The sequence below is a fragment of the Pseudonocardia nigra genome (genome assembly GCF_019396355.1).
GTDB lineage: Bacteria > Actinomycetota > Actinomycetes > Mycobacteriales > Pseudonocardiaceae > Pseudonocardia > Pseudonocardia nigra.
Genome location: NZ_JAHKRK010000479.1, coordinates 1 through 1,197, shown reverse-complemented (window position 1 = coordinate 1,197; position 1,197 = coordinate 1). Strand labels below are relative to the sequence as shown.

Annotated in this window: 1 protein-coding gene; it reads left to right on the top strand. The window is 67.5% G+C overall.

The window, feature by feature from the left end; translation table 11 throughout:
• Positions 1-1,084 (top strand): IS1634 family transposase (locus tag KME75_RS41730; protein WP_246633844.1); only part of this gene is annotated, 1,084 nt, incomplete at its 5' end.
• Between the last annotated feature and the right edge of the window lie 113 nt (positions 1,085-1,197).

The window sequence follows — 1,197 nt, the reverse complement described above, 5'->3', positions numbered from 1 at the left end:
CGGCAAGGTCGGCAAGGTCGGCAAGGTCGGCAAGGTCGGCAAGGTCGGCAAGGTCGGCAAGGACGAGGGTGTCGGGTTCCGGACCTACGGCAAGTCGAAGGACTCCCGCGACGACCTGCCCCAGATCGTCATCGGGATGGCCGTCACCCGCGAGGGGATCCCGGTGCGGGTGTGGTGCTGGCCCGGCAACACCGCGGACTCGAAGCTGATCCGCCAGGTCAAAGACGACATGCGGGACTGGACCCTGTCGAAGATCGTGTGGGTCGCCGACCGCGGGTTCTCCTCACAGCACAACCGCCGCTACCTACGCCAGGGCGAGCACGCCTACATCATCGGCGAGAAGCTCCGCTCGGACTCCCCGGAGATCAAGGCCGCCCTGTCCCGACAGGGCCGCTACACCGCCATCGGCGAGAACCTGCGCGTCAAGGAGGTGAAGGTCTCCGAGACCGAGCGCTTCGTCATCTGCCACAACCCCGAGGCCGCCGAACGCGACGCCCACATCCGCGAGCAACTCCTCACCCAACTCGACGAGCTCATCGCCGGGTCGGACCGCCTGCCAGTGATGAAGCGCGGCGAGCTGCGCGGGCGGATCTCGACCAAGCCCGGCCTGCACCGCTACCTGCGCGTCACCCCCGGCGGGCTGCTGCGCATCGACAAGGCGAAGATCAAGACCGAGGCGAACCTGGACGGGAAGTACCTGCTGCGCTGCTCAGACCCACACCTGCCCGCAGCCGACATCGCACTGGGCTACAAGCAGCTCCTCGACGTCGAACGCGGCTGGCGCGACATGAAACAGATCATCGACCTGCGCCCGGTCTACCACCGACTCGAAGAACGCATCCGCGCCCACGTCGTGCTGTGCTGGCTCGCGCTACTGCTCATCCGCATCGTCGAGACCACCACCGGCGACACCTGGCAGACCGTGCGTCGCCACCTCGACCGGCTCCACGCCGGCACCTTCACCGGACCCCACGGCCTGTTCCGCCAGTGCACCGAGCTGACCAAGCCCCAACGCGACCTGCTCGCCCGCCTCGACATCCCCACCCCGAAGCAGATCATCGAGCTCGCCGCCGCAACCCGCTGACCAGCGGCAACACCACCGCCTAGAGACACGCCCCTTCAGGGGGCCTCGACGTGTTTCCCCAGGTCACGCCCTACATCTCGCCTCTAGAGCACCTGAATTACGCGGAACGCGGG